27 protein-coding genes and 1 pseudogene are annotated in these 22,735 nt (G+C 67.6%); 16 read left to right on the forward strand and 12 right to left on the reverse strand.

Annotated elements, in window-relative coordinates:
• Positions 1-11 precede the first annotated feature (11 nt).
• Positions 12-860 carry an exodeoxyribonuclease III gene (xth, locus tag CYAGR_RS15585; RefSeq protein ID WP_043327431.1) on the reverse strand — a complete coding sequence of 283 codons (849 nt, stop codon included), beginning with the start codon at positions 858-860 and terminating at the stop codon, positions 12-14.
• Between the two features lie 82 nt (positions 861-942).
• On the opposite strand from xth, the gene CYAGR_RS15590 reads away from it, so the two are divergent.
• Entirely contained in the window at positions 943-1,290 is a 348-nt protein-coding gene (locus CYAGR_RS15590) for a hypothetical protein (protein WP_015110807.1), read from the forward strand.
• Here CYAGR_RS15590 and CYAGR_RS15595 read toward each other — a convergent pair.
• Positions 1,220-2,071 carry a tetratricopeptide repeat protein gene (locus CYAGR_RS15595; protein ID WP_015110808.1) on the reverse strand — a complete coding sequence of 284 codons (852 nt, stop codon included), beginning with the start codon at positions 2,069-2,071 and terminating at the stop codon, positions 1,220-1,222. The genes CYAGR_RS15590 and CYAGR_RS15595 overlap by 71 nt on opposite strands.
• Positions 2,072-2,188: 117 nt before the next feature.
• On the opposite strand from CYAGR_RS15595, the gene CYAGR_RS15600 reads away from it, so the two are divergent.
• The 7 genes from CYAGR_RS15600 to CYAGR_RS18605 all read left to right on the forward strand — a co-directional run bounded on the left by CYAGR_RS15600 (position 2,189) and on the right by CYAGR_RS18605 (position 7,432).
• Positions 2,189-2,929, forward strand: coding sequence for a hypothetical protein (locus tag CYAGR_RS15600; protein ID WP_015110809.1), 741 nt, complete (start codon positions 2,189-2,191; stop codon positions 2,927-2,929).
• Position 2,930: 1 nt separating this feature from the next.
• Complete coding sequence (locus CYAGR_RS15605) at positions 2,931-3,572, forward strand: hypothetical protein (protein ID WP_015110810.1); 642 nt, start codon at positions 2,931-2,933, stop codon at positions 3,570-3,572.
• Positions 3,569-4,804, forward strand: a complete 1,236-nt coding sequence (gene larC, locus CYAGR_RS15610; protein WP_015110811.1) for a nickel pincer cofactor biosynthesis protein LarC — start codon at positions 3,569-3,571, stop codon at positions 4,802-4,804. The genes CYAGR_RS15605 and larC overlap by 4 nt, the downstream gene beginning before the upstream one ends.
• Positions 4,801-5,832 carry a lysylphosphatidylglycerol synthase domain-containing protein gene (locus CYAGR_RS15615; protein WP_015110812.1) on the forward strand — a complete coding sequence of 344 codons (1,032 nt, stop codon included), beginning with the start codon at positions 4,801-4,803 and terminating at the stop codon, positions 5,830-5,832. The genes larC and CYAGR_RS15615 overlap by 4 nt, the downstream gene beginning before the upstream one ends.
• Positions 5,833-5,864: 32 nt before the next feature.
• Positions 5,865-6,332, forward strand: coding sequence for a Fur family transcriptional regulator (locus CYAGR_RS15620; protein ID WP_051017250.1), 468 nt, complete (start codon positions 5,865-5,867; stop codon positions 6,330-6,332).
• A gap of 317 nt (positions 6,333-6,649) precedes the next feature.
• Positions 6,650-7,243, forward strand: a complete 594-nt coding sequence (locus tag CYAGR_RS15625) for a Crp/Fnr family transcriptional regulator (protein ID WP_015110814.1) — start codon at positions 6,650-6,652, stop codon at positions 7,241-7,243.
• 45 nt (positions 7,244-7,288) lie between these two features.
• Positions 7,289-7,432, forward strand: coding sequence for a hypothetical protein (locus CYAGR_RS18605; protein WP_015110815.1), 144 nt, complete (start codon positions 7,289-7,291; stop codon positions 7,430-7,432).
• Between the two features lie 42 nt (positions 7,433-7,474).
• Here the strand turns inward: CYAGR_RS18605 and CYAGR_RS15630 are convergent, their stop codons facing one another.
• The 4 genes from CYAGR_RS15630 to CYAGR_RS15640 form a co-directional block, all read right to left on the reverse strand.
• The gene (locus CYAGR_RS15630; protein WP_015110816.1) at positions 7,475-8,983 is read right to left on the reverse strand and encodes an ABC transporter permease; all 1,509 of its coding nucleotides are present in this window, start codon (positions 8,981-8,983) and stop codon (positions 7,475-7,477) included.
• A 62-nt stretch (positions 8,984-9,045) separates the two neighbouring features.
• Positions 9,046-10,137 (reverse strand): extracellular solute-binding protein, encoded by a 1,092-nt coding sequence (locus CYAGR_RS15635; protein ID WP_015110817.1) that lies wholly within the window; start codon positions 10,135-10,137, stop codon positions 9,046-9,048.
• Between the two features lie 134 nt (positions 10,138-10,271).
• Entirely contained in the window at positions 10,272-10,415 is a 144-nt protein-coding gene (locus tag CYAGR_RS18775; protein WP_015110818.1) for a hypothetical protein, read from the reverse strand.
• A gap of 84 nt (positions 10,416-10,499) precedes the next feature.
• Entirely contained in the window at positions 10,500-11,708 is a 1,209-nt protein-coding gene (locus tag CYAGR_RS15640; RefSeq protein ID WP_015110819.1) for a CobW family GTP-binding protein, read from the reverse strand.
• Between the two features lie 94 nt (positions 11,709-11,802).
• On the opposite strand from CYAGR_RS15640, the gene CYAGR_RS15645 reads away from it, so the two are divergent.
• Positions 11,803-12,210: a tellurite resistance TerB family protein gene (locus tag CYAGR_RS15645; protein WP_015110820.1), complete on the forward strand. Its 408-nt coding sequence runs from the start codon at positions 11,803-11,805 to the stop codon at positions 12,208-12,210.
• 31 nt (positions 12,211-12,241) lie between these two features.
• Here the strand turns inward: CYAGR_RS15645 and CYAGR_RS15650 are convergent, their stop codons facing one another.
• From CYAGR_RS15650 to CYAGR_RS15670, 5 genes are read right to left on the reverse strand one after another with little or no spacing between them, the layout of a single operon-like run.
• Complete coding sequence (locus CYAGR_RS15650; protein WP_015110821.1) at positions 12,242-12,643, reverse strand: Fur family transcriptional regulator; 402 nt, start codon at positions 12,641-12,643, stop codon at positions 12,242-12,244.
• A 10-nt stretch (positions 12,644-12,653) separates the two neighbouring features.
• On the reverse strand, positions 12,654-14,024 hold the full coding sequence (locus CYAGR_RS15655) for a hypothetical protein (protein WP_015110822.1): 1,371 nt from the start codon (positions 14,022-14,024) through the stop codon (positions 12,654-12,656).
• On the reverse strand, positions 14,021-14,728 hold the full coding sequence (locus CYAGR_RS15660; protein WP_015110823.1) for a TIGR03943 family putative permease subunit: 708 nt from the start codon (positions 14,726-14,728) through the stop codon (positions 14,021-14,023). Before CYAGR_RS15660 ends, CYAGR_RS15655 begins: the two co-directional genes overlap by 4 nt.
• On the reverse strand, positions 14,725-15,693 hold the full coding sequence (locus CYAGR_RS15665; protein WP_015110824.1) for a permease: 969 nt from the start codon (positions 15,691-15,693) through the stop codon (positions 14,725-14,727). Before CYAGR_RS15665 ends, CYAGR_RS15660 begins: the two co-directional genes overlap by 4 nt.
• Positions 15,690-16,193, reverse strand: coding sequence for a 6-carboxytetrahydropterin synthase (locus CYAGR_RS15670; protein ID WP_015110825.1), 504 nt, complete (start codon positions 16,191-16,193; stop codon positions 15,690-15,692). Before CYAGR_RS15670 ends, CYAGR_RS15665 begins: the two co-directional genes overlap by 4 nt.
• Before the next feature lie 99 nt (positions 16,194-16,292).
• Here CYAGR_RS15670 and hisIE point away from each other — a divergent pair, with 99 nt between their 5' ends.
• The 5 genes from hisIE to CYAGR_RS17445 all read left to right on the forward strand — a co-directional run bounded on the left by hisIE (position 16,293) and on the right by CYAGR_RS17445 (position 19,691).
• Entirely contained in the window at positions 16,293-16,955 is a 663-nt protein-coding gene (hisIE, locus tag CYAGR_RS15675) for a bifunctional phosphoribosyl-AMP cyclohydrolase/phosphoribosyl-ATP diphosphatase HisIE (protein ID WP_043327446.1), read from the forward strand.
• A complete protein-coding gene (locus CYAGR_RS15680) occupies positions 16,952-17,317 on the forward strand; it encodes a hypothetical protein (RefSeq protein WP_043326000.1) in 366 nt (121 codons plus the stop codon). The genes hisIE and CYAGR_RS15680 overlap by 4 nt, the downstream gene beginning before the upstream one ends.
• Before the next feature lie 203 nt (positions 17,318-17,520).
• Entirely contained in the window at positions 17,521-18,882 is a 1,362-nt protein-coding gene (locus CYAGR_RS18610) for a hypothetical protein (RefSeq protein WP_015110827.1), read from the forward strand.
• Between the two features lie 201 nt (positions 18,883-19,083).
• Entirely contained in the window at positions 19,084-19,530 is a 447-nt protein-coding gene (locus CYAGR_RS15685; protein WP_015110828.1) for a hypothetical protein, read from the forward strand.
• Positions 19,440-19,691: a type I restriction-modification enzyme R subunit C-terminal domain-containing protein gene (locus tag CYAGR_RS17445; protein WP_342662085.1), complete on the forward strand. Its 252-nt coding sequence runs from the start codon at positions 19,440-19,442 to the stop codon at positions 19,689-19,691. Before CYAGR_RS15685 ends, CYAGR_RS17445 begins: the two co-directional genes overlap by 91 nt.
• A gap of 297 nt (positions 19,692-19,988) precedes the next feature.
• Here CYAGR_RS17445 and CYAGR_RS15690 read toward each other — a convergent pair.
• Positions 19,989-20,874, reverse strand: a pseudogene (locus CYAGR_RS15690) (IS5 family transposase).
• 349 nt (positions 20,875-21,223) lie between these two features.
• On the opposite strand from CYAGR_RS15690, the gene CYAGR_RS18615 reads away from it, so the two are divergent.
• Positions 21,224-21,967, forward strand: coding sequence for a class I SAM-dependent methyltransferase (locus CYAGR_RS18615; protein ID WP_156818497.1), 744 nt, complete (start codon positions 21,224-21,226; stop codon positions 21,965-21,967).
• A 33-nt stretch (positions 21,968-22,000) separates the two neighbouring features.
• Positions 22,001-22,717: an alpha-ketoglutarate-dependent dioxygenase AlkB family protein gene (locus CYAGR_RS17450; RefSeq protein ID WP_015110830.1), complete on the forward strand. Its 717-nt coding sequence runs from the start codon at positions 22,001-22,003 to the stop codon at positions 22,715-22,717.
• Positions 22,718-22,735: the final 18 nt, after the last annotated feature.

The raw sequence follows: 22,735 nt of genomic DNA on the forward strand, positions 1-22,735 counted from the left end.
CCCGAGCCCCCTCACCAGCCCCCGGCGTCGTCCCCCTCGCCGTCCCCGTCCTGCGCCGGTTCGGGCGGCCAGGCCAGGCGTACCGTCACCGGCGCGTGGTCGCTGGGCTGCTCGTTGCCCCGCTGGTCCCTGTGGATCACGCAGCCAATGGCACAGGCCAGCAGCTCCTCGGACAGATAGATGTGGTCGATGCGCCAGCCCATGTCCCGGTCCCAGGCGCCGGTGCGGTAGTCCCACCAGCTCCAGTGGCCGGCATCCGGTTCGAAGACACGGAACACGTCCTCCAGCCGGTCCCCCAAGGCGTCCCTCAGGGCCTGGCGCTCGGGTTCGCTGGCCATGATCCCGCCGCTGAGGCGCTCCGGGTCGTGGATGTCGCGGGCCTCCAGGGCGATGTTGAAGTCCCCCACCATGGCCAGGGGTTCCCCTTGAGCGTCCTGGGCCTCCAGGTAGCGCCGCAGGCAGGCCAGCCATTCCAGCTTGTAGGGGTACTTCAGAGAGGTCAGGGAAGAGCCGTTGGGCACGTAGAGGTTGAGCACCCGCACCCCCTCGATCCAGGCGCTGATCACCCGTTTCTGCTCGCCGAGCTCCACGGCGGCCGAATCGCCCGGGAGGAGCGCGGCGAAGCCCACCCGCACATCCTCGATCGGCTGCCGGCTGAGGATCGCCACGCCGTTGTAGGCCTTCTGGCCGCTGATCACCGCCCGGTAGCCCAGGGCCTCGAAGGCGGCGTGGGGGAACAGGTCATCGGCCACCTTGGTCTCCTGCAGGCAGAGCACGTCGGGGGCCTCGGCCTGGAGCCAGGCGCAGACCTGATCGAGCCGGGTGCGCACCGAGTTGACGTTCCAGGTGGCGATCCGCAGGGCCATGGCGACGGGACGGGGAACCGGTTGGGGGCCCTTATCATGAAGGCCTTGGTGATTTGACCCTCCGCCGGCAGGAGCCATGAACCCTTCGTTCTCTCAACGTGTCTGGGCCGTCGGCGCCGGGGCCTTCGCCCTGCTCATGCTCGGCGAGGCCCGCGCCCAGCAGGCCGGCTACGGCCAGACCCTGGGTACCAGCATCCAGGAGCGCCAGCTCTACGACTACGGGCCGAGCAAGTCGGGGTCCGGCAGCGGTTCGATCCTCGACAGCACCAATCCGCTCGACCTGATGAACAAGCTGAAGCGCAGCACCGCCCTCGAGGACGCCACCCCCCCCAGCTCCGCCATCGATCAGGCCCTCAGGGAGTTCGACGCCCAGGCCCCGAAGCCGGCGCCGGCAGCGTCGGCAGGGCAGCTGAAGGGGATCTGAGCGGCTCCAGTCCCCAGCTGGCCGCCAGTTTGTCCAGCCTCGGATCCGGCTTGTCGGGATCCGGACTGCGCAGCCGTGCCTGGGCCAGGGCCTCCTGGGCCCCCTTGGTATCCCCCTGTTCGTGGCGCAGCATCGCCAAACCCAGCAGGGGGCGCTGGTCCTGGGGGAACAGGTTGGCCAGCTGCAGGTAGGTGGCCGCCGCCGTTGCCGCCTGATTGCGTTTGAGCTGCAGTTCCGCCAGCAACAGGCCGATGCCGAGGGCCTCCGGCCTCACGTCGGGTCTGATCGCCATCCCGTAGGCCGCCTTGACGCGGGCCTCGGCGGCGGCGCCACGACCCTGTTCCAGGTTCAGCAGGCTGAGCAGCTGCAGGCCCTCCACCTGGGTGGGGCGCAGGTTGAGGATCTGGCGCAGCTCCCGTTCGGCGCCGCTGCGGTCGCCCTGGTCCCGACGCAGCTCGGCCAGCATCAGCCGCAGGGACCAGCGCTCGGGCTCCCGGTCGGCCATCGGCTCCAGCAGGCCGATGGCCTCCCCCTTTCGGTCCAGGGCGACCAGCAGTTCCAGCAGCCGCTGACGGTCGGCCGGGGTGGCCTCATCGGCATCGAGCCGCAGCCGCAGGCGGGTGGCCTCCTTGGTGAGCAGGGTCCGCTTCGGGTCGGCGCTGGCCTGCGTCGCCGACTGGCGATGACCCAGCCACCAGCCCCCCCCGAGGGCCAGGATCCCGACCAGGCTGACGGCCAGCAGCGACCAGAGGCCGCTCAGGCTTCGGTTCGGGGAGGGCATCCGTTGACGGTGTGGGCTCGGGGTCGCGACCGAGTCTGGCCTGGGCATCGCGCTTCCGCTGCTGCTTACATTGACCCGGGCCAGTCCAGGTACCGCCACGGGGTTTTTCCTTCCACCATGCGCCAGCATCCCATTTCCCCGGTCACCGAGCCGCTCCAGTACCGGGCCATCGGAGTGGTGCGCGGGCTCTACCTGCCGGCCGATCCGGCCCAGCTCACCCGGGGAGTGATCCGCACGGCCGAAGGCACCGAGATCGAAGCGGTGGTGCTCGGCCGCCTGCTCACCCTGATGCGCCGCCACCTCGACCTGGAGACCCCCCATCTGTGGGTCGTCTACCCCCGCTCCCGGGAGGAGAACCAGCTGCACCTGCAGATGGTGGGGGTGTGGGAACCCAGCACCCTCTCGACGCCAGGGCCTGACGCCGCGGCGAGCGACGCCGCCGCGAGCGACGTCGATGGGCCCCAGGCCGATGGGCCCACCGCCGCGGCGCCCCCTGCCGCCGACCAGCTCCCCGAGGGCGACGACTATTTCTCCATCCGCGGCGAGCTGATCTTCACCCGCCCCGAGACCGGGGATCTGGTGATCAAGGTGCGCCAGCAGCCCCGCCCCGACGGCAACCGGCCGGTGCCGTTCAAGCTCCAGCTGCGGGGGGAGATACCCCTGGAGCACCTGCGCCATTTCGTCGCCCTCGACCTGCGCCGCGAGGGCCAGCAGCTCGCCGTCGAGCGTTTCGAGGTGATCGGCCCGGTGGCCCAGCGGGGCAACCGCGGCGGCCGGGCCCGTCGCCCCGGGGCTGACAAGGGCGGCCCGGCCAAACCGAAGGGCCATGGGCGGGCCGTGACCCGACAGGGCCGCTGAGATGACCAGCGGTGCCTTCACGGCCGGGGTCGTGGTGCTGCTGGTCAGTCTGGCCGCTGTGGCTGGCCCCCTCGTCGGACTCTCCCCCTGGTGGATCAGCCTGCTGGTGGTCCTGGGCCTGGGCTCCCTCACCGTGGACGCCGCCCGCTTCGGTGGACGGGGCGGCCATCTGCTGGCCGAAGCCCTGCCGGGAGGCCAGGGGCGCCTGCGCCGCATCGCCGTGCACGAGGCCGGCCACGCCCTGGCGGCGGACAGCGACGGCCTGGCGGTGCGGCGGGTGCTGGTGGGCAGCCTGGCCTGTCTGCGGGCCGGCGTCGACAGCGGCGGCTGCACCGAATTCGCCCTGCCCGACAGCGTGCGGCTCTCCGCCGAGGACCTGCGCCGTTGGAGCCGGGTGCTGCAGGCCGGCATGGTGGCCGAGACCCTGGTCTACGGCGACAGCGTCGGCGGCGATGACGACCGGGCCCTGCTGGGCCGTCTCTGGGGCCTCTCCGGCTTCGACGTCGAGATGGCCCGGCTGGAGCAGCGCCGGGCGCGCCGGGAGGTGGAGCAGGCCCTGCGGGCGCGCCGCGCCGAGATCGAGGCGGAGGCCGACCGGCTGCTGGCGGCGGCCCCCCGGTTCGGACGCCGGACCCCTTCATGACCCTGGCCCTGCTGGATTGCCCCACCGGCCTGGCCGGCAACATGCTGCTGGCGGCCCTGCTGGACCTCGGGGTGCCCGAGGAGATCATCACGGTGCCCCTGGCCGCCCTGGGGCTGGAGGGCCGCTACCGGCTGCGGATCGAGGAGCGCCGCAGCGCCGGGCTGCGGGGACTCCACCTGGATGTGGAGTCGCTGGACCCCCAGCCGCACCATCGCCCCTGGGGGGCGTTGCGCGGCCAGCTCCAGGCCGCCCCGCTGGAACCGGCGCTGCAGCAGAAGGTGCTGGCGGTGTTCGGCTTGCTGGCCGAGGCGGAGGCGGCGGTCCACGGCCATCCCGCCGAGGCTGTGGCGTTCCATGAGGTGGGGGCGATCGACGCCCTGGTGGACATCGTCGGTGTCTGCGCCGGCCTGCTCCATCTGGGGGTGGAGCAGCTCGTCTGCGGCGTGCCGCCCGCCGGGCACGGCCGTGTCGTCACCGCCCACGGGGCCCTGCCCCTGCCCGCCCCGGCGGTGCTGGAGATCGCCCGCTCCCGGGGTCTGCCCCTGGGCTCCAGCGAGGGCTTCCCCGCCGGCGAGCTCACCACCCCCACCGGGATGGCCCTGGCGGCCTGCTGGGCCGACCGTTTCGGCCCCTCCCCCGCGGCCCTGCCGCTGCAGGTGGGGGTTGGTCTGGGCAGCCGCCAGCTGGATCGGGCCAACCTGCTCCGGCTCACCCTGGCCCGGCCCCTGGGGGAGGCGGGTGCGGAGGGGGCCATCGAGGGGGGCAGCGAGGGGGGCGAGGTGCGCGAAGCCCTGCTGCACCAGCAGGCCCAGATCGACGACGCCACGGCCGAGGACCTGGCCTACCTGGCCGAGGCCCTGCGCCTCGAGGGGGCCTTGGAGGTGTTCAGCCAGCCGGTGGCGATGAAGAAGGGACGCACCGGCACCCTGATGACCGCCCTGATGCCCCCGGAGCTGGGGCCCCGGTTGCGCCGGGTGTGGTGGCGCCATGGCACGACGCTGGGGGTGCGCGAGCAGCTGCAGGACCGCTGGATCCTGCCGCGGCAGAGCGAGACGCTGGCCACCCCGCTGGGGCCGGTGCGGATCAAGTGGGCCACCCTGCCCGACGGCCGCCGGCGGGCCAAGCCGGAGCACGCCGACCTCGTGGAGCTGGCCGGGCGCCTGGGACGCTCGATCGAGGAGGTGCGCGACGAGGTGCGCCGGGCCCTGGCCTCCGGCGGGGAAGCCCCATGAGCGCCTGGTCCTCCCGGCTCCTGCGCCTGCGCGGCCGCCTGCCGGCGCTCCCCGGCGGCCTGCGCCCCTGGATCACCCTGGGCAGCATCGGTTTCGTGATGGCGGCCCTGCTCAGCCACGGTCGCCAGCTGGTGCAGCTGCGGCTCGATGGCCAGGGCTGGCTGTGGCTGCTGCTGGGGGTCGGTGTGAGCCTGCTGAGCCTGGTGGTGAACGGAGTGGCCTGGGGCGTGGTGCTGCGCTGGCTGGGGCTGCGGCCCGACTGGGCCGCGGTGGTGGAACTGCACGTGGCCACCAACCTGCGCAAGTTCCTGCCCGGTGGGATCTGGCATCTGGCCTCGCGGGTGCAGCGGCTGCGCAGCGAGGGCGCGCCCCTGGCCGCCCCGCTCAGCACCACCAGGGCCCTGGTTGCGGTGCTGCTCGATCCCCTGGTGACGGCGGTGGCGGCCCTGGCGCTGGTGCCCCTCGGCGGCTTTCAGGGCGGGCTGGGCCTGGTGTGCCTGCTGCCCCTGGCCCTGCTGCTGCCCCGCTGGCTCGACCCCCTGCTGGTGCGGCTGGAGCGGCGCCGGGCCCGGGACCTGGGCCTGGAGGAGGAACTCGCGCTGGAGACGCCGATGGAGCGGTCCACCTGGCTGCCGGGCTATCCCTGGCCGCCCCTGCTGGCGCAGATGGCCTTCGTGCTGCTGCGCTTCGCCGGCTTCTGCTGCTGCATCCAGGCGTTCGACCTGCCGCTGGCCAGCGATGCCGGCGTCTGGCTGGCGGGATTCGCCCTGGCCTGGACCGCCGGCCTGGTGGTGCCGGGGGCGCCGGGGGGCCTGGGGGTGTTCGAGGCGGTGCTGCTGTTGCGGATGGGGGTGGCCCTGCCGGAGGCCCCGCTGCTGGCGGTGGCCCTCAGCTACCGCCTGATCGTCACGCTCACCGATCTGCTGGGGGCCGCCCTGGTCAGCCTGGACGGCAGCCTGGCCCGGGGGGCTTCGGCCAGGCGCGCGACGTTGGCCAGCACGCCGACGCCAGACAGCCCTTCTCAATAGGCCCTAGTATTGCGACGGTCTGGGATCGCGTGGTGAACACTCCCCCCACCAGCCTGGCCCAGCCCCGCAGCCTGCGCACCACCCTCAACGACCGGGGCCAGCGGCTCACGCCCCAGCGTCAGCGGGTTCTGGATCTGTTCGAGCGGATCGGCGAGGGCAGCCACCTGAGCGCCGAGGAGGTGCATCTGCGCCTGGTGCGCAGCCAGGAGCGGGTGTCGCTGGCCACCGTCTACCGCACCCTGCGGCTGCTGAGTTCGATGGGGCTGCTGCAGGAGCTGGAGCTGCCGGAGGGGGGGCGCCGCTTCGAGCTGGCCGGCGACGCCCACCGCGACCATCACCATCTGGTCTGTGTCCGCTGCGGCCGCACCGAGGAGTTCGAGAGCGGTGCCGTGCTGGCCGCCGGCGAGGCGGCGGCCGGGGCCTTCGGCTTCCGGCTGCTGGAGTGCGTCCTCAACGTGCGGGCCCTCTGTCCGGCCTGCGCGGCTGAGGAGCAGGGCTGAGGGGCGCGCGGGGGCCGAGCAGCGGCAGTTGCAGCTGCTGATCGGCCCAGTGGGCCGCCAGGGCCGCCAGCAGGCTGGACCGGTCGCCACGGATGCGGAGCATGGGGGCTGAAGCGATGGGATCGCTCCAGGCTGCAGACGCTCGGCGCCGCAGCCGCCGTTTCGGGCACCGCCCCGGGCATCGATGGCGACGGGCGTGGGTGCCCGGGGCCCGCCCCGCTTCGCAATCACCAGCTGCTATTGAGAATCGCTTGCAAAAGTGACGGTGGGTCCTCTAGGTTGAGAGCCGTTCGCAATAAGGCCTCTCCCTTCGCCCGATGCGTTACCGCTTCCTCCCCGACGACCCCGCCAGTGCCGTGCGCATGCCCGCCGGTCAGGCGGTCCTGCTCGACCCCACCCCCCGTCCCGGCGGCTCCTGCCTCGAGGTCCTCGACGGCATCGCCCGCGTCTACTGCCCCTGTGAGGAGACCGAGGGCATGACCCTGGCCTTCCTCCAATCCGGCGACCAGCTCCGCACCGACCGTCTCTGCAGCGAGGGCGTCTGCGTCGAGGCCCTCACCCCCCTCTGCTTCCGCAGCGATGCCGAGCCCCTCGATGGCCATGGCTTCGATCCGGTCAACGAGTGGACCCTGCAGCTGCTGCGCATCCGCCACCTCGGCAGCGCCGAGCAGCGGCTCCATGCCCTGCTCTCCCTGCTGGTGCGCCGGCTGGGGCGCCGCTGCGGCCCCTGGTGCGATCTCCCCTTCCGCCTCACCCATGAGCGCATCGGCGAGCTGATCGGCACCACCCGCGTCACCACCACCCGGCTGATCTCCCGCATCCGGGCCGCCGATCTGCTCGAGGCCCCCAGCGGCGAGACCGGCCTGCGCCTGGCACCGGCCCTGGTGGACGGCGCTCCCCTGGCGGCCTGACGCCCCCCTTTCTCCTTCTCCTCCCTTTCCCTTCCCTTCGCCCCCATGGCCCCCTCCCTCGGCAGCCTCCCCGACGTCCCCGCCCCGATCACCACCCGCGGTCCCCAGCCCCAGTCCAAGAAGAAGGGCTGCCGCCAGAAGAAATGCTCCAAATGGAAGGGCGGCAAGTGCTGCTGCGGCCGCGACTGAGATCACCCGGCACCATGGGCTCCGCTCCTGCAGGGGCAGGCTTCAGTCGCCCCGGCCCTGCCGCTCCAGGCTGGGCATCAGGGCGATCGAGGCGGCCAGTCCCAGCGCCAGGATCAGCAGCGCCGGAATCAGGGCCGCCCCCACCCGTTCGTCGCTGGCGTACTGGTAGACACGCACCGAGAGGGTGTCGAAGTCGAAGGGGCGCAGGGAGAAGGTGAGGGGCAGCTCCTTCACCACGTCGACGAAGACCAGCAGTGCCCCCACCAGCAGCGGACCCCGCAGCAGCGGCAGGTGGATGCGCCGCAGCACCGCCAGCCATCCGCAGCCCAGGCTGGTGGCGGATTCGTCCAGGCTGGGGGGGATGTGCTCGAAGGCGGCGTCGAGTCCCTGCTTGGAGACGGCCAGAAAGCGGTCGGCGTAGCCCCAGAGCAGCAGCAGCAGGGGGCTGAGCTGCAGGGGCCCGCCGATCAGCATCAGGGCCAGGGCGAGCACGGTGCCGGGCACGGCGTAGCCCATGCCGGAGAAGAAGGTGAGCCGGCCCAGCAGCCGGTCGGCCAGCCAGCGGCGGCTGATGGCCAGCACCAGGGCCCCCGCGACGGTGACCAGGGCGGCGACCAGGGCCAGCCCCAGGCTGCGCAGGGTCAGGGCCAGCAGGTCCTCGAGCGGATCGCTCTGCAGGTGGTCGCGGCTCGCCAGCAGCCAGGTGAGGGGAAGCCCCAGGCTGACCAGGGGCGGCAGCAGGGTGAGCAGCTGGGCCAGCAGGCGACGCCAGCCCCGCAGCGGCCACTGCAGCGTGCCGGCGTCCCCCTGCCCCAGGTTCCAGCGGCGGCTGCGCTGGCGCATCCAGCGTTCGGCCCCCACCAGCAGGCTCACCAGCACCAGGGCGATCAGGGCCAGCCCCACGGCCCCCGGCAGGTCGCCCTCCGCCTGCCAGCGCTGCAGGATCCCCCGCGACAGGGTGGGAACCCCCAGCAGTTCCACGGCGCCGAGCTCATTGACGACCTCCATGCCGCTCAGGGCCACACCGGCGCCGATCGACGGCAGCGCCAGGGGCAGGGCAACCCTCCGGAAGCTGCCCCAGGGGCCCACCCCCAGGCTGCGGCAGGCCTCCAGCTGGCGCTGGCCACTGCCGGAGAAGCTCTCGGTGGAGAGCAGAAACACATAGCTGTAGGTGGTGAGGCTGAGCAGCAGCAGGGCCCAGCCGATGCCGTGCACGCGAAAACCCCAGCGGCTGCCGAGGTCGACCAGCACGGCGGCGAGCACGAAGGCTGGAGCCGCCAGGGGCAGCACCTGGGCCAGCCGCAGCCAGCGGCGACCGGGGAACTGGCAGCAGGCGGTGAGCCAGCCGTTGGCGGTGCCCAGCAGGGCGCCGATCAGGCCGACGCCCACCACCAGCACCAGCGTGTTGCTCAGCTGCTCCAGACCTTCGGCCCCCAGCCAGAGGCCGGCTGAGCCGGCATCGCGGACCGCGAAGCCGGCCAGGGCCAGGAACGGCAGCAGCGCCAGGGCGCAGACCAGCAGCACGGCCGCCGCGAGGGAGGCCCGCCGCATCGGCGGAGCTGTCCGGGGGGCTGGTGCCCGCTCCGCCGTTGCCGCGCTCGCCATCCGCTGTCCTACTTCCAGCCGTTCGATTCCATCATCTGGGTGGCCGCGCGGCTCTTGGACCCGATCTGCTCCACCGAGACCCCATCGGCCCGGAAGGTGCCGAAGCGCTTCAGGATCGGGTTGTCACCGAAGCCCTTCAGGGGGTACTCGTTGTTGGCTTCGGCGTAGCCGCGGCCGCCGGTGGGGGAGGCCAGGAACTCGATCAGCCGGATCGCCGCCTGGGGATTTTTGGCATGGCGGGTGACGCCGGCGCCGGTGATGTTGACGTGGGAGGGATTGAGATAGACCACCCGCAGCCGTTCGGCCAGCTGCTTGTCCTGGGCGCCGCCTTCCCCGGAGAGCATGCGGGCGATGTAGTAGGTGTTCACCACCCCGACGCCGCACTCGCCCCGGGCGACGGCCCGGGCCAGGGGGGTGTCGGAGGTGAAGAAGGGCTGGCTCACGTTGGCCACCATGCCGCGGATCCAGGTGCGGGTTGCGGCATCACCGTTGAGGATCATGCGGCTGGCCACCAGGGACTGGTTGTAGGGGCTCTTGCGATCCCGCAGGCAGAGCTTGCCCTTGAGGGCCGGCCTGGCCAGATCGGCGTAGGTGCGGATCGTCGCCGGATTCACCAGCTTCGGGTTCACGACCACGGCGCGCACCCGGCGGGTGAGGCCATACCAGCGGCCCTGGGAATCCCGCAGGTTGGCGGGCACGTCCCGCTGCAGGGCGGCCGAACGGGTGGGCCGGAACAGGCCCTGGTCGGTGGCGGCGTCGAGGCGGGCGGCGTCGACGAGAACAAGCACATCGGCGGGGCTGTTCTTGCCCTCACTCTTGAGGCGCTCCAGCAGGGCGTCGTCCTTGGCTTCCAGCACGTTCACCTTGATGCCGGTGCGGGCGGTGAACTGGCGGTAGAGCTCCTTGTCGGTGTTGTAGTGGCGGCCGGAGTAGACACCGATGGTGGTGCCGGCCTGGGCGACGGCGGGAGCCTTGGGCTGCGACTGACCGATGGCCGGCAGCGAACCGCCGCCGAAGACGGCGAGCAGGGCTGCGGCCAGGGCCGCGGATCCGCCGACAGGGAGCAGGAGGCGACGGCGGAGGAACCTGGACGAGGGCATCAGGACAAACGGGTGTCTGCCCGGACCCTATGAGGGTCCACCAGGGGTGGTCGGAACAAACGACGCGACGTCGCGTAACAATGCTTACGTCCGTGGCGCACTTATGGCGCTCAGATCCCTTTCGCGGGGACCGCTCAGTAGGAGTTGGAGCGACGCACGGGAATCAGGGCGGGCTGCATCAGACCCCCGCCGCCGTTGTCGTCGTCGGAATCCATCGCCATCCACAGCACCAGACCGAGAAGGGCGAGCACGCCCGTCATCAGGAGGAACTCGGTCATGGGAGTGCTACGTAGAACGACACCCTAGCGGCGCCAGCCGGTGGTTCCGTAGTGGATGCAGCACAACGGGCCGGGGGCGGCCGATCAGCCGAAGCCCTTGCCCGCCTCGCCGGCCACGCAGGCCTGGAGCTGCTGGCGCAGGCGCTTGTGGTCGAGGTCCTTGCCGATCAGCACCAGCTGGTTCTTGCGTTCCCCCGGCCAGTCGCTGTCGTCGATGGAGAAGCGTTTGCCCGCCAGGTGGAACACGTGGCGGCGTTCGCTTTCGTTGAACCAGAGGATGCCCTTGGCCCGGAAGACCCCCGCCGGCATCTGGTTGTCCAGGAAGTTCTGGAACTTGCGCAGGGAAAGGGGGCCGTCGCTGCTGAAGGAGAGGGAGGTGAACCCCTCGATGGCCTGGTGGTCGGCATGGCCGCCATGGTCATGGCTGTGGCCATGGGCGTGATCGTGGTCGTGGCCTGCTTCCGTTGCGTGGGCGCAGTGGCCGTGGTCGTGGTCGCAGTCGCTGTGGTCCTCGGCCCCATGGTCATGGCCGTGGTGGGCCCCCTGGTCATGGTCGTGCCCGTGGTCGTGGTGGTCGCCTGCGGCGGGAGCCTGCTGCTGGGCCACCACCCTGTCGCTCTCGAACAGGCCCACGCTCAGCAGCAGGGGCAGGGGCACCTCGCCCTTCACCGAGCGCAGGATGCGGGCCTCGCTCTTGATCGCCCTCAGTTCGGCCTCCAGCTGCTCCAGCCGCTCCTCGCTGACCAGGTCGCACTTGTTGAGCAGGATCATGTCGCCGTAGACGATCTGGGAGCGGCCCACCTCCCCCTGCAGCGTCTCGGGACCGAAGTTCTCCGCGTCCACCAGGGTGATGATCGAATCGAGCCGGGTGAGGTCGCGCAGGTCGCTGCCCAGGAAGGTCATGGCCACGGGCAGCGGATCGGCCAGGCCGGTGGTCTCCACCACCAGGTAATCGACCGGGTCCGGGCGCTCCAGCACCCGGTAGACGGCCTCCAGCAGTTCGCCGTTGATCGAGCAGCAGATGCAGCCGTTGCTCAGCTCCACCATGTCGTCGCCAGTGGCCACGATCAGCTCGTTGTCGATGCCGATCTCCCCGAACTCATTGACCAGCACGGCGGTCTTGAGACCCTCCTGGTTGCTGAGGATGTGGTTGAGCAGGGTGGTCTTGCCCGCCCCGAGGAAGCCCGTGAGGATCGTCACCGGCACGGTGATGGGCCGGGCCTCCTTCGCCGCCTCGCTCGCCGCCTCGGTCGCCGCCTCCTGGGTCGGGGCGTCCAGTTTCGTGCTGGTCATGGCCGGAAGGAAAACCGATGTGGTGATTCTGCCGGCGCGCTCCCCCCAGCCACGCCGCCGCGGCTGCTGGAATGGCGGTCTCCGAACCGGCTCCATGAACCCCAGCGAAGCCTTCGCCGCCATCGCCCTGGCCGCGGTGGCCTGCGATGGTGCCCTCGATGGCGACGAAGCCGCCATGCTGCGCCAGCTCCTGGAGGTGCGCTCGCCCTACGCCAACCTCGGCGAGGAGGCGATGGGAGCGATGTTCGATGGGCTGCTGGGGCGCCTGAGCAGCGACGGCTGGGAACAGCTGCTTGCGGAGGCCGCACCGGTGCTGAGCGCTCCCCAGCAGGAGACGGCCTATGCGATGGCGGCCCTGCTGGTGCACACCAACCGCAGCTTCAAGCCGGTGGAGCAGGCGATGCTGCAGCGGCTGGGGGAACTGATCAGCGTGCCGCCGGAGCGCTGCAGCCAGATCCTCGAGGTGATGGCGGTGCTCCACCGCGACAGCCTCAGGGCCTGAACGCCAGGCCTCAGGGCCTGAACGCCAGGCCTCAGGACCTGGTGCCCCGGCAGCGGCCGCACAGCCCGAAGAATTCCAGGGTGTGATAGAGCGGCAGGAAGTCGCCCAGGTCCTCGCCCGGCAGGTGCAGGCCGTGCACCGGGCAGTGGGGCAGCACCATCGTGGTGCCGCAGTCGACGCAGGTGAGGTGGTGCTCGTCCCGCTCGGTCGGGGCGTAGAGGGCCTCGCCGCTGGGCAGGTGGCGGCAGCGCACCAGCCCCCGCTGCTGCAGCTGGCGCAGATGGCGGTAGACGGTGGCCAGGCCCATGGCGGAGGGGCCGCCCCGCAGCCGGGCATGGAGGTCCTGGCCGCTCAGTTCGCCGTCGGCATCGCGCAGTTCCGCCAGCAGGGAGGCCTGGCGCGGCGGGAGGTCGGGGACGGAGGGGGCCTGCATGGTTCCGTTTCTACCCTGCCGGCAGCCAGATGGCCTGGAGGGCCTCCTGGGGCAGGGGCTGGAGGGTGAGGCTGGAGGCCTCGATCAGCACCGCCCGGGGGGCCGCCGGGGGTGCTCCAGGGCGGTTCCCCAGCGGCCGCAGCACCAGCGCCAGCCGGTCGCTGGTGGGGTCGTAGCTGAGGCCGGTGCCGGGTTCGAGTTCCCAGCCGGCCAGGCGCCGCGAGGCCAGCACGCTGCCGCGCCGGTCGAGGCTCACCAGGGTGAGGGCGGGCCGGCCCACCCCTTCGATCAGCAGCGCCCAGATCCGCTCCCCGCCCCGGCTGCAGGCCGTGGCCGCCAGGGCCTGGGGGCCGAGCCAGAGCTGGCGCGGGGCCACCCCCGGCTCCACCAGCTCCAGGGAGCGGCGGAAATCGGGCCAGTGGCGCACCAGCAGGGCCCGCCCCGCCCGGGGACAGAAGCTGCTCAGGTCGCGGCTGCCGGGCAGGGTCTGGCGGCGCTCCGGCCGGGGGGGCAGGTCCCGCAGGCTGAGCCCATCGATCTCGGGCACCACCAGGGCGCCCCCCTCGGGCAGCAGCCGCAAGGCGCCGCTGGCCTCCAGCGGCAGCACTCGGGGGCCGCCCCGGGCGGGCCAGAGGCTGATGCTCACCTGGTCGGGCTGCTCGCCGCCGGCCTGCACCAGCAGATCGCCGCGGCGGTTGCCGCTGATGTGGGCGAAGACCATCTCGCCGGCGCCGATGGGCTCGGGGGCACCGGCCTGGACGGGGGCCGGCGCCGCCGGCCGCCCGCGGCCCAGGGGGCGCAGGGGCTGCTGGCGCAGCGGCAGCCGCCAGACCCGGAAGCGGCCGGTTTCGGAGCGCGACACCACCGCCACGGCCTCGCCACCGCCGAGCGGTTCGACCATGGTGATGCGCGGCCAGACCGGCGAGATCGGCCGCCAGCGGCCGTCGTGCTCCCGCACCTGCAGCTGCTCGCCGCTGCCCGCCGGCACCACCGCCAGCAACCGGGGGCGCGGATCCCACTGCCAGCGCTGGGGGGGCAGGGCTAGGCCGCGGCGATCGCGGCCGGCCAGCTCCAGCAGCAGGGGGGAGCTGATCCGCTGGTCCGGGGACAGGTTCAGCAGCAGGGTGTCGCCGTCCCCCAGCCAGCGGTGGGCCAGGGGCGGGGCGAGGGAGCTGGCGGCCTGGAGGCTGGCCGGGTCCATGGGCCGGCTGAAGCGGGCCTGCAGGGCGGCGGGGCCGGAGCTGGCGGCCACCGGCGTGAGCCGCTCGAGCCGGGGCGGCTGGCGCAGCAGCAGCTGCTGCTGGATGAGGGCCAGCAGCCCGGCCAGGGCCAGGGTGAGCGGCAGGGGGCCGGCCCAGGGGAGGCGGAAGGGTCGGGTCATGGTTCCAGGGGCCGGGCGGGCCGGGGGATCGGCCGGATGCGGCTGGGGACCACCTCCAGCCGTTCACCGCCGCCGGGGGCGGGCTTGAGGCCCATCACCCCGTCGATGGCCAGCCACTGGTCGGCGGGGAAGGGGGCCTGGCCGGCGGGCCAGTGCACCGGAAGCCCCACCGGGGAGGCATCGGCGAGGCAGCAGCGCACCAGCAGGCGGGCCAGCTGGGGCGATTCCCCCTCCATCGGCAGCACGAAGCCGCTGATGCGCACCGGATCGCCGGCGAACAGCCTGGGATCAGGCTGGCTGCGCAGCAGCCGCACCCAGTCGGTGAGGCTGCGCTGGGCGGGCGGCAGCACGAAGCTGAGCTCGCTGTCGGCGGTCTCGTCGCGGGGGCGCTGGCCGGCCAGGTCGGCGAAGGAGGGGGCCGGTGGCAGCAGCAGCACCAGCAGGGCGATGGCGGCGGTGAGCAGCAGGGTGCGGGCCTGGCGCCGGTCGCCCCGCTCCTGCCGGCCGGGCCCGAAGGCCAGGCGCAGCTGCAGCAGGGCCACCGCCAAAAGCAGCAGGCCGGCCAGGGCCACCAGGGGGTGGAACACGGCCCGCAGGAGGAGGTCGAGGCGGCCGTCGACGCTGCTATGGAGCATCACCAGGGCCCAGAGGCCGAGGCTGGCGGCACGCCAGAGGGCGGCCCGCTGCAGGAGGGGGGGCGTCACAGGCGCCACAGGTTCACCCACTGGCCGATCAGCAGCACCATCAGGGCGGCCCCGGCGGTGGTGAGCACCAGGCCGCGGGGGCGGAACAGCAGCCCGAGCAGGCTGACGAGCTTGAGGTCGATCACCGGACCCAGGAGCAGGAAGGCGAGCAGGGCCCCGGGGGTGACCTGGGCGGCGAAGCTGAGGGCCAGGAACGCATCCACGCTCGAGCACACCGACACCACCAGGGCCAGCAGCATCAGGGCCAGGATCGAGAGGGTGGGGGCGCCGCCCACCGCCAGCAGCCAGCTGCGGGGCACGAAGGACTGCACCAGGGCGGCGATGACGCTGCCCATCACCAGCAGCAGGGCCAGATACAGGAATTCCTGGCTGGCGTGCTTCACCAGCTCGGCCAGGGGCGGGCGGACCGGGGCGGCCTCAGGGCTGAGGGCCGACGGTGGCGGCGCCCCCACCAGGCCGCTGGAGCGCTCCAGCAACCCCACCGCCGCCAGGGGCTGGTGCAGGCGCCGTTCGGCCAGCAGGTCGGCCTGGAGCAGCTGGGGTTCGCCCACCAGCCCCAACAGCAGGGCCAGGCCCACGGCCACCGCCACGGCGCCCAGAGGGCGGGCCAGCAGCAGCCAGGGCTGGTCGGGGAAGGCGGCCCAGGTGCTGGCGATCACGATCGGGTTGAGCACGGGGGCGGCGAACAGGAAGCCGAGGCCGGCGCCGAGGGGCGCGCCGCCGCTGAGCATGCGGCGGGCCACCGGCACGTTGCCGCATTCGCAGGCCGGCAGGGCGAAGCCGAGGGCGGCACCGGTGAGGGGCCCCAGCAGGGGATGGGACGGCAGCCGCCGCAGCCAGCGACCGCCGGGGGCGAACCAGCGGGCGCCGGCGGAGATCAGCACGCCGATCAGCAGGAAGGGCAGCGCCTCGATCAGCAGGCCCTGGAACAGGGCCCAGGCGGTGGCCAGGCGGGTGAGGATCACGGCGCCGGCCAGGGCTCCGGGGTGGCGGGGGTGGCGGCCTCGAACCAGTCGGGGATGGCGGTGAAGCGGGCGGCGTTGGCCTCGTTCTCGCGGGCCTCGACGCGCCAGCAGCAGCTGCGGCCGCCGTCGCGGGGGTGGAGCAGGTCGTTGGCCCAGCCCCAGGCCAGTTCGGCGCTGGCCTCCATGCCCACGTTGGCCATCACCCGCAGGTCGAGGGCGCCCTGGTCATGCAGGGCCTGCCACTGGGCGAGGAGGGGGTCGTCGTGGTTGACGAGGAAGGTGTGGTCGAACTGCTCTTCCAGCCGGGCTCGCAGGGGCTGGAGGCTGGAGAAGTCGACCACGAAGCCGTGGATGTCGAGGTGTTGGGCGGCGAACCAGAAGGTGAAGCTGCGGCTGTAGCCGTGCACGAAGCGGCAGTGACCCGGGTGGCGCCACTGGCGGTGGCAGCAGGGGAAGCCGCCGTAGCTCTTGCTGCAGGTGTGGGCGGCGGGGATGGGCATGGGGGAGGATCACTGCAGCTGACGTCGCGTCCCGTGGGGGCTCCCTCCGCCGCTTCCTCTGGATCCTGTCATCCGCCCATCCCCGGTGGGGGGGCGGCGCTGCCCGGCCCGGAGCTGATCGGGACGCTGCGCTTCGACGGGGCCGGGCTGATCCCGGCGGTGGCCCAGGACTGGCTGGACGGGGCGGTGCTGATGGTGGCCTGGATGAACCGGGAGGCGATCGAGCGGACGCTGGCCAGCGGTGAGGTGCACTACTGGAGCCGCTCGCGCCAGGAGCTCTGGCACAAGGGGGCCAGCAGCGGCCATTTCCAGAAATTGAGGGGCCTCCGCTACGACTGCGACGCCGACGTGCTGCTGCTCACCATCGAGCAGACCGGGCAGGTGGCCTGCCACACCGGCGCCCGCAGCTGCTTCTACGAAGAGGGGGCCGAGGCCACGGCCGGCGGCCCGGACGCCCTGCCGCCGCCGGCGGATGTGTGCACCGAACTGGCGCGGGTGATCAACGGCCGCCGCGATTGCCCGGAGCCCGGCAGCTACACCAACAAGCTGCTGGAGGGGGGTGATAACCGGATCCTCAAGAAGATCGGCGAGGAGAGCGCCGAATTCGTGATGGCCTGCAAGGACGACGACCCGGACGCGATTGCCGGTGAAGCCGCCGATCTGATCTTCCACCTGCAGGTGGCCCTGGCCCACCACGGCGTCGACTGGCGCCGGGTGCAGGAGGTGCTGGCGGCGCGGCGCGGGGCGCCACGGCGCGAATGAGCCGGCTGCAGCGGGAACTGGCCTGCCGGCGGCGGCTCACCGATGGATCGGGCGAACGCTGGCTGTGGGCCCTGGGCTCGAGCCTGCCCTGGGTGGGGCTGGCGGTGCTGCTGCTGCACGCCCTGACGCGCCGGACGATCACACCGTTTCTCTATGGCCTGACGGCCCTGGCGGCGGTGGGCTTCCTGGTGCTGACGCTGGGGGGCCTGCCAGACGATCTGGCCAGCCGCAACCGGCTGCCGTCTGGGACGGTGCCGGCGGCGATCACGCTGATCTGCGTAGCGGCATTTGCCTTCGGGCACCGGCAGGGGCAGGAGAAGGCGGCGGTGGAGGCGCGGAAGTGGCTGGAGCTGGATGGGTGAGGGGTGATGCTTTTGCACATGTCACGAATCGGAGCCCGCCTAGCGTCTGTATCGAAGCAGACATTATGTGGCGAAACATACAAGTGGTTCTCGGACCTGTGAAGCCCGTCCAAGTCTGTTGAATTGGAGTGAACCTCTGGTGGTTGGACAGGATTCCTGGGTAGTGCCCAGTTGGCTAGGATCAGCACAGGTGGAACTAGTAGATGACTTACACGCCGGTTCTTGACGAAGACCAACTTGGTATATCCACGGAGATTGATCTTTTTATCAGGCATGTTGATTCAATTGGTAGTGTCTTGCCTGGCATGGTTATGGCAGTTCAAGGAGTGTCTAAGCAGACATGGGAAGACCTAAAGAGGTTTGAGGAAAATAATTGCGAGACAATAGACGACGACAAAGAGCGGACAGTATTAGTTCCATACCGGAAGCTGAGCGAGTGGAAGAAACTTTCCAGGAAGCATGAGAATTTTGCACTCGCCAGCAAGCTTGTCCCAAGAAGCTTGATTGTATCGCTTGTATCTCAGTACGATGCATATTTAGGAAGGCTTCTGCGGGCGATCTTTATCAATAAGCCAGATTTGCTAAGGAATTCGGAACGCAAGCTCTCTTTTGAGGATATTGCCAGCCTAGGAAGCATTGAGGAGGCAAGAGACTTTATCCTAAAGAAGGAGATCGAGTCACTTCTTCGATCAAGCCATTCGGAGCAATTCAAATGGATGGAAAACGCATTTAGCTTGCCCCTTACCAAGGGCCTTGAATGCTGGCCAGTTTTTATTGAGCTCACAGAACGCAGGAACCTATTCGTTCATACTGACGGTATCATCTCGAATCAATATTTGTTGAATTGCAGAAAGCATGGCTGCAATTTGGATTCCAGTATTGGTGAAGGTTCGCCTCTGTCAGTATCTGCTAAATACTTCATTCAATCTCATGAATGTGTTTACGAAATTGGAGTTAAGCTTGGTCATGTACTTTGGAGAAAGCTATTTCCAGGTTATAGGCAGAAGGCGGATTCCAGTCTGATTGGTCTCACATATGACTTGATTGATCGTGGACATTACAAACGTGCTATCTGCCTGCTCGATTTCGCGTTTGAGGGAATCAAAACGTTTTCGAATGACGCAGCAGAGCTTACTCTGCTAATCAACCGTGCTCAAGCATACAAGTGGAAAGGCGATCCAGGCAAATGCATTGAAATCTTGAATACCGTTGACTGGTCTGCCAAGGCAGATAGCTTCCAGCTTGCCAATGCCGTTCTGACGGATAGATTTAGTGATGCTCTATTGATCATGCGACGCATTGGAAGAAGTGATTCTATGCCATCAAGCCACTATAGAGACTGGCCCATCTTCAAGAAGTTTAGAGAGAAAGAAGAGTTTCTCGCTGCTTATTCTGAAATCTTTGGTGAGGACTTTGCGCTGCATGCAGAGTCTTTGGCCGTAGAGCCTTTAGAGGATCAGAGCGAAGGTATTGATGTAATCGACGATGGCAACCTTGGTGATACTGAGATTGATGAAGCCACACTCCAGCGACAAGATCCGGCGGTCGGAGGAAATGATGCTTGATGGTCGTTTTGGGCTTCTTCCCGCCAATGATTTTGAGCATTAGGCAGATACCAGAAAACCTTCACCCTGCCTTCCTATCTCTACAGAGCAGCTCACCTCATCATGCATCGCCTTGCCCTACTCCTGCGAGTCCATCTCCGGCCAGACTTGCCTCGGTCGTAGCCCTGCTGGCATCCTGAGAGGGCAAAACTCCTCCCCCCGTTGACCTACGCCGCTGAGAGCCCGCTGAGCGACGCCGGCACCAACGACGACCTCCACGACGAGTTCCTCGGCGCCCTCGCCGCCTTGGGCGGATCTGCAGGCAATGGCCGCTTGCGGGAGCACCTAGAGTGGGATGTGGCCCAATATGAAGCCGTCAAGGGCGATCTCCAAGGACGCCGCCTGATCGTGACCGGCCGCGGCCGGGGTGGCTCGGTCGCCCTAGTGGATGGTTCGGCGGGGCAAGCCTCCGGCAATGCTCAGGGCGCCAGCCGCGCCCACCACACACGCCCCCCCAGAGGTTCCCGCGCTGCCTCGGCCCCCAGCTCTTTTGAGCAGGCGTTCCGCGCCATCGACGACTGCATGCGCAAGGAGGCCGCCTCTACACCCACTCCCGCTTCACCAGCAAGCAGCAGCTCTTCCTGGACTTTGTTCTCCAGCACGATGTGACGATGGGCGTACAGGAGCTGGCCCAGGAAAAGCTCACGCCGCTGCTGAGGCTCCGCTACCAGAACTCCATTGCTGATGCAGTGGCAGAACTGGGAAGACCTGAAGAAATTGGCCAGATCTTTTCTGGCTTCCAGAGATATCTTTATGAGACTTCTACCTGACTCCTGCTTGGTTCATGATGGCCTGACGCCGAAAATGAAAGTGCCTAACCATCCGAAGCGCTTGACACACCAACGAACACTTTATAGTTCACTCATGAGCTCTTGGCGCGAAGGTGACTGTAGGCGTTAGAGAATCTCTGGGCAAGAGGTGCTTGAGCAGTGGCTGAGGCCAAAGCCTCCGTGCAGGGCTCGGATTTGACTGAACAGAGCCTCGCTCAGGGCTTTACCGCTCTTGCCGCCTCACCTTTTTTGCTTAATGAGCTCCAATCAGGACTCCCAGGCTAACCTTTCCCTCGTTCATGACGCCGCAAGCAACAGGCGGCGTGCCACGATCAGATTCGTGAGCGCCGCTATCAATGAGCAGTTCGTGGCCATGCCACGCAGACGGGCCTGGTGGAATCCGAATTGCTGCTTGATCACGCGGATCGGATGTTCGACCTTGGCGCGGACGTGTGCCTTGGCCACTTCGATCAGATCCGGCAGCCTCCCATCCTCAGAATCTGGCAATGCCCGGCGTTTCCCCGGACGCATCGCCACCCTGAATTCTGTTGTCTTACCTGACATCTCAGGCCTCTAGGCGATCCCTTGGCAGCCGGCATCGGCGTCCACCACGGCCTCATCGCCATGCAACAGCTCTGCAGCCGGGGTGAGGTCGTGGACGTTGGCGGATATGGTGACAACTGAGTGGATCAGGCCAGAATCCTTGTCCACACTGAGGTGGACTGTTATCCCGAAATACAACTGTTTGCCCTTCTTGCTCTGGTGCATCTCCGGATTCCGCTTCCCCCTCTTTGTTCCTGGTGGAGCAGGGTGCCGCGATCAAGGTGGCATCGACAGCGCATCTTCATGCCACGCACGTTGAGGTGCGCTTTGACGGTTTCAATAATCTGCTCGCCCAGCTAGTGCTTCTCCAGCAGGTGGCGGAAGGCTAGGATCGTCTTCTCATCCAGGACCCGGTCACTGATCAGATTAATGCACACAACGCGCCGCATGGCGGGCACCTTAAACAAGGGCTCTTCCATGGCAGGATCACTGAGTAGATACCACTCCTGCAACGGGTTGATGTGCAGCATCGTGGCCAGTGGGTACGGAAGACTGCCGCCCTTCCTACTGGTCTTGGGTAATGGCGATCAATCAGATCAAGCTGGGCCTGCCAAAGTACTACCACTACCATCCAGGCCAGGAACTTCTCGCGTTTGGTGTGATTCTTGCCGCTGGATTGCTCCTAGTCCGAGAAGTCGAGCTACTTGTTACCCATCAACCCAATCCTGGCCTGTTATTACAGAGCCATTGTCCCGTAGTTGGCCATGGTTTTCCAGAGGCTCCCTATCTCAGTTCTGGTTCTTGAGTGCTGCCCACGTGAACAGGCTAAAGCGCACCATTGACTGAACCTAATTCAGAGTCAGTTAAGCTTGTCTATGTATTTCGCTGAGAATCTATGGGTCGTCCTTTCAGGAATCTACTGAGCTAGGCTGCTTGAATCTTTCCGTTAATCTGTCTTGTCGTCAATGCTTTGCCCACGCCCAACCGAAATGTCTGTCTCGGATGCGATTCTGTCTGCCATTGGATCTGGCGCAATCAACAGTGCAAACATTTCATTTGACCTGCTCCGTTCAATTGGAATGAAGGACCATGGTCGAGAAATGTGGGATTCTCTTCGCAGAGGAAGGAGCATTCTGGAGACAACTGAGCAGCTAGACCAGTACCTTCACTCCTATGGCCCCATGACCCAAGGCCAGTGGCATGTCCTTCTGAAGGGTATAAACCTGCCAGAAGGTGCGATTCATATTGTTGACTACGGGTGTGGCCAGGGCCTTGCGGGATCTTGTCTTTTGGATCACTATGGCAATGAACTCAGAGAAAGAGTCGATTGTATTGAGTTGATCGAAATCTCTGAAATAGCCCTTGCGAGAGCTCATGCGGTCTATTCCTCCTACTGTCCTGCTGCAGTCATTAAACTGCATAACAAGGGGTTGGATGAAGTGGATCTTTCTGATTCTCAGAAAAGTGATCGAGCCAGCACGTTGCACTTAATGTCAAATGTGCTTGACCTTCATACTTTCAGTTATGAGAGCCTTGCTCGTAAGTTGTTTGTCCGGCGTGGGACGCACCTCATCTTTGCCGTCAGCCCTAAGGGTAATAGCGGGTCGCGACGGGTAGGTGCATTTCATGAGTTTGTAGGCTCTCTAGAAGGAGTAATTGTCCATGATGCACGATTACGTTCTACCAGAGGATATCAGCCTCAAGTCTCCTTGTATATGACCACAGAGGTCTAGGAAGTGAACTTGCTTACGCATCCCGGCCCCAGCTTGCCATTCAATACCCAGCAAGCTGGCATCTCTGAAGCTAAATGGTGCAACAAATTGCAAGGCTACAAGGTACGGATCCGCCACGGCGAGCTGCTTTATATTCAGCACTTCTTTGACATAAAGACTGCCGACAGGGCCGTCGCTTTCTTCCAAGAGGCTCACGGCTTTGACTTTCGCCAAGCGAGCTGGAGAAAGCTTTCTCTTAGTCAGTTTGAATCAATTCGGTTTTTCAACATTAAGTGGAGACAGGATTACATACGGATGTATGGAAGAGAGGTGCCTCTGCCTCGTCTGACCGCTTGGTATGGCGATGCTGGTAAGGTCTACTCATACTCTGGGATCACATCCGTTCCCCACGAATGGAATGATGGGCTTCTTTACCTCAAGACCATGGTTGAAAAGGCTGCTGGTGCCAGTTTCAATAGTGTGCTGCTTAACTGGTACCGTGACGGCCAGGACTGCCTCGGTTGGCATGCTGATGATGAACCGGAGCTAGGCAATCATCCAGTTATTGCCTCTGCCAGTTTTGGAGTATCTAGAGACTTTGTTCTTCGCCTGAACAAAGATCATCAGACTAAGCTTGTTCTTCCTTTGCATCATGGAACTCTGCTTGTTATGATGGGGGATATCCAGCAGCACTGGCAGCATTCTGTTCCAAAAAGAAAGCGCGTGCTAGGATCGAGATTTAATCTGACATTCCGCAAGATATCCGCTTAGTGACTACCAACTGGATTT

The organism is Cyanobium gracile PCC 6307 (assembly GCF_000316515.1).
GTDB lineage: Bacteria > Cyanobacteriota > Cyanobacteriia > PCC-6307 > Cyanobiaceae > Cyanobium > Cyanobium gracile.